This is a genomic window from Hymenobacter gelipurpurascens (genome assembly GCF_900187375.1).
GTDB classification, from domain to species: Bacteria; Bacteroidota; Bacteroidia; order Cytophagales; family Hymenobacteraceae; genus Hymenobacter; species Hymenobacter gelipurpurascens.
This window is the reverse complement of the sequence record NZ_FYEW01000007.1, coordinates 1,346-5,038: the sequence shown is the minus strand read 5'-3', so window position 1 is coordinate 5,038 and position 3,693 is coordinate 1,346. Positions and strand designations below refer to the sequence as shown.

The window sequence follows — 3,693 nt, the reverse complement described above, 5'->3', positions numbered from 1 at the left end:
CGTTGCCAACCCCAGCAAAGGAACTACCACAGCGGGCGGTATTGCATAAAACAGACCCATTAGACCTCAAGACTTACGGCGGAAAGGGCTATTTCCGGGAAGCCACGAAGCAGAGATACTACTTCAAGCTGTACGATAAGGCATTACAACTGCAAGACATGGGATTCCCTGACCCCGGCCCGCTGCTGCGAGTGGAGTTGAAGGCCCGCAAAATGAAGTACCTCGCAGAAGCGGGTGTGGTCACTTTGGCTGATCTAGCAAAACCAGCTGCACTGCTGGAACTAGGGCAACTGCTGACGCGCAACCTAGAGCAGGTGTTGTTTGCTGCCCCGTTGCCCTTACCCGCAACTCTAAGCACCTCCGAGAAGCGGTTACTTACGTCTGGCAGCTCCCTTCGCTATTGGGAAGGACTTAGCTCAGCCTCTTTGCGTCGCACTAAATCAGACTACCGCAGGGTGTATGCTCACCACATAGCCGACCCTGTATTTCGGGTGGCAGCTCAAGAGCTGGAAACGGTTTGGCAGCATCTGCTGACGCAGCCTGAGCCCGGCGCACAACCTGCTACGGCGATTCCACATATTAACCCCTTGTTTAGAGTGTTACCCCAGCGCATGCCTCAGGAGAAGATGCCGCTTGTTAATCACTCTCTATCCAAAGAGGAAGGAGGAGGAATAAGTGAGCGGGCGAAGCCTGATGCGCACAGTTGCAAGACGTGCGGCAGACCTATAAACACAAGTAACGCAACAGCGAAGTTTTGCAGCCCGAAGGAGAGAGGAAGCGCAGCCGCTAAACGGTGCCGAAACGCAGATAGCAACCTGCGCAATAACAAGCGCCGCGCCCTGCACAGGATAGAGAGCACGCCGCTGTTATTCGACACTCGACCCTTCATACGAGTGCCTGAAGAGGTGCGCGAGTTTGTGTTAGCTGCCTAACCACAACCGCAAAACTCCAACAATAACCCCACCCCCCGGCGCCAGCCGGCCCCAGCAAATCGCGCACTAACCGGGATTACGAACCGATAATTACGGCAGAATACGGCCAAACAGCAGGAAGTTTTGCGGTGTGCCTGCGCAAAAGGATTCCGCTACCGCAAAACTCCTATCGCCGCTCACTCAGCCCCACCAACCCTACATTTTCGGCGGCCAACTTGAGAAAACCTGAAATTTTTCGGCCTGCTGCCTTTGGCCTGATCACGGCGGCCAGCCACCCGGAGTAGGGAGGGTGTATCTTGACAGGTAACGCAACGCCTACCGTTAGCCCTAGCAGTGGCGACGCGCGTGCAAAATTCAACCTAAAAAGTTCGGCCTGCATCGGCTACAACCGCAGCTCCACGCCGCGCCGCCAAACGCAAACCCCAGGCGCAAACGCAAACGCTTAAACTGCACAATTTCCCTCCTGAAAACGGCATGTTCCCTAAGGATTTCGGTTACCTTCACTGGACACTACTCAGACATGGAATTAGTCAGACTTGTTATCACTGTGGGATGGATATTGGGTATTGTATACATCATCAAGTTTGCCCGGGGCATTCATGACCAAGCTGAATCTATCGTTGGAAGAACAGTTGCTTGGCTAATTGGAGGTGCAGGCTTTTTTCTAGCCTCAGCTATAGCCAGCAAAGCATTTGATACGTTTCATTGATAGATGCCCCGCTTCCCCAATTTTCCGACCACAACGGACGAAACGAAACGGCTAGAGTTGGCCTACCTGCTCCGCGCTGGCCTGCTGCGGCCTGGGCACCAAGTCACCACATTGCACTGGAGCTGCCGAGGGGAGTCCACCGGAAGTATCAGCCTGCAAATACACCTTATGCCCGAACAGAGCTACTTGCGTTTGCAGTACACCGCAAACGAGAAAACGAAGCATGATTATCGGATAGAGTTGGAGGCCGTGCCGAGCAACCTACCGGGCGCGGCCGGACACCGCTACTACATGATCTGCCCCAAAACCGGGCTACGGGCTACGGTGCTCTATCTGCGCAGCGGGACAGGCATCTTTGCCCACCGGTTGGCGTACGGGCCAACGCGCCTCTACTATGACTCCCAGCTGGAGCCAAAACGGTTCCGGGGGTTGGGCAAGTACTTTGCGGTGGATAGGGAATGGGAAAAGGAATACCGGAAAGGGCGCAAGACACACTACCGAGGCAAGCCTACGCGCTGGTATGCGCGGCTGCTGAAGCTGGAGCAACAGGCAGATGCTGCTGCCCCTGGCATACTTCAACTCATGAGCGGCCGCTAAGTGCCGGACTTCATAAGCGCCGAACGGGCCTAGCTACATCAGTAACTAGGCCCGTTCGGCAAACTCTCTAAGCAGCGTCCTTGATTTCGCCGATAAAGTCAAAAATTGCTGGATCCTCAAAATTGAGAAAATGGTTATCGTACCATCCTTGCCATACGTCCCTCCATTCCTTGTCTGAACAATTTGCTGGGATAAGATAAACCTTAACACCATTTCGGTACTCGAAAGGGCAATTCATAAATGTTAACATAATTACTGGTACGGCTGATAGTACGACCGTGATATAAATTTACTACAATTTTAAGAGATGTGTTTACTGAACAAATAGTAGTTCAGATATTGTGGCTTTGAATTCTATCTTGCAGCCCTATGATGTTCTCTATTGCGTGCTTTGCAATCTTACTAGCCTTTCTATGGGTATTGAGTAAACGAACCCCAGAATGTGAACACCGATCGGTTGATTGGGGTGCTGAGGAACGAGAGGAATGGGAATACCCAAGGAAGGCAGTCTGTACGTTATGTGGCAAGTCTTACATGGAGCGTTGGCTACCTTAAGAAGCGTTGCGCGGGATTACAACTTGCAAAAGTCCGAACTTATATAGTTGGATAGAAAAACGATTCCTCCGGATTTAGGGCTGAGTGCCTTCGCGGAATATGCACTTAACATAATCCTAGTTATAGCGCCCTTCTTGCCAGCATTCTATTCTCAGCACAATTCGCTATTTGTACTTTAGCGGGCAGCTTATTTGCTAAGTAGAGTGAAACTCATAGCAGCTACGTCGCCATCGCTGTTTACACTTATCAATACATTGTTCTCAGTATCTACCCATTCCCCTACGTTACGCATAGTGTACAGGCGTCTACACGTAGCAGTAAAAATATCGAAGAAGGGTTCCTTTGGTCCAAGGACTATGGTAGCTGTGACCAACTCCTCATTGGAACCAGGTATTGGTTTAAAGAGGGACATGATCATGGTATTATCTCGGCTATCAATGAATTTAATGACCGTGTTACCACTATCATTTTTTTCACGCTGCCAGTCCACCATTGAAGGGCTCTTTTTATAGAGTGCACTTAGCTCCCCCATTGTAAGCCCTAGGGTTCTCTGAGCATTAGCAGACATTACCGCTAACAAAAGGAAGGCAATAAGACAAAGAAGCTGTTTCATGCAGCAATGTAACCGCCTACTATAGAAACCGCTATAGTAGGCAGTGCTTTCTTGCTTAGCTACCTCAGAACAATTTGCTGTTTGCACTTTGAAGCGGCGGTCGGCCTCGAACACGTGTGCCTTTTATCGTGACCCTATAGTCATAAGGACTTTTCGTACGCAGTAGACAAGATTATCTAGCAGCAGCTTAATCCCTCCCTCCAAAATCTGATTACTAGGGTGGAGAATAAAGGCCCTAGTCTTCCATGCTGCTACAACTCCTTCTGGCTCTTATTGCCGCCACAGCC

At 50.8% G+C, this 3,693-nt stretch carries 3 protein-coding genes; 2 read left to right on the top strand and 1 reads right to left on the bottom strand.

Annotated features, from left to right (window positions below):
• Positions 1–932, top strand: a 932-nt coding sequence (locus CFT68_RS21360; protein ID WP_212590459.1) for a hypothetical protein, incomplete at its 5' end; no start/stop codon positions are given.
• Positions 933–1,809: 877 nt separating this feature from the next.
• A complete protein-coding gene (locus CFT68_RS21355) occupies positions 1,810–2,238 on the top strand; it encodes a hypothetical protein (protein ID WP_141106671.1) in 429 nt (142 codons plus the stop codon).
• 742 nt (positions 2,239–2,980) lie between these two features.
• Here the strand turns inward: CFT68_RS21355 and CFT68_RS21350 are convergent.
• Positions 2,981–3,406, bottom strand: coding sequence for a hypothetical protein (locus tag CFT68_RS21350; RefSeq protein ID WP_088845724.1), 426 nt, complete (start codon positions 3,404–3,406; stop codon positions 2,981–2,983).
• Between the last annotated feature and the right edge of the window lie 287 nt (positions 3,407–3,693).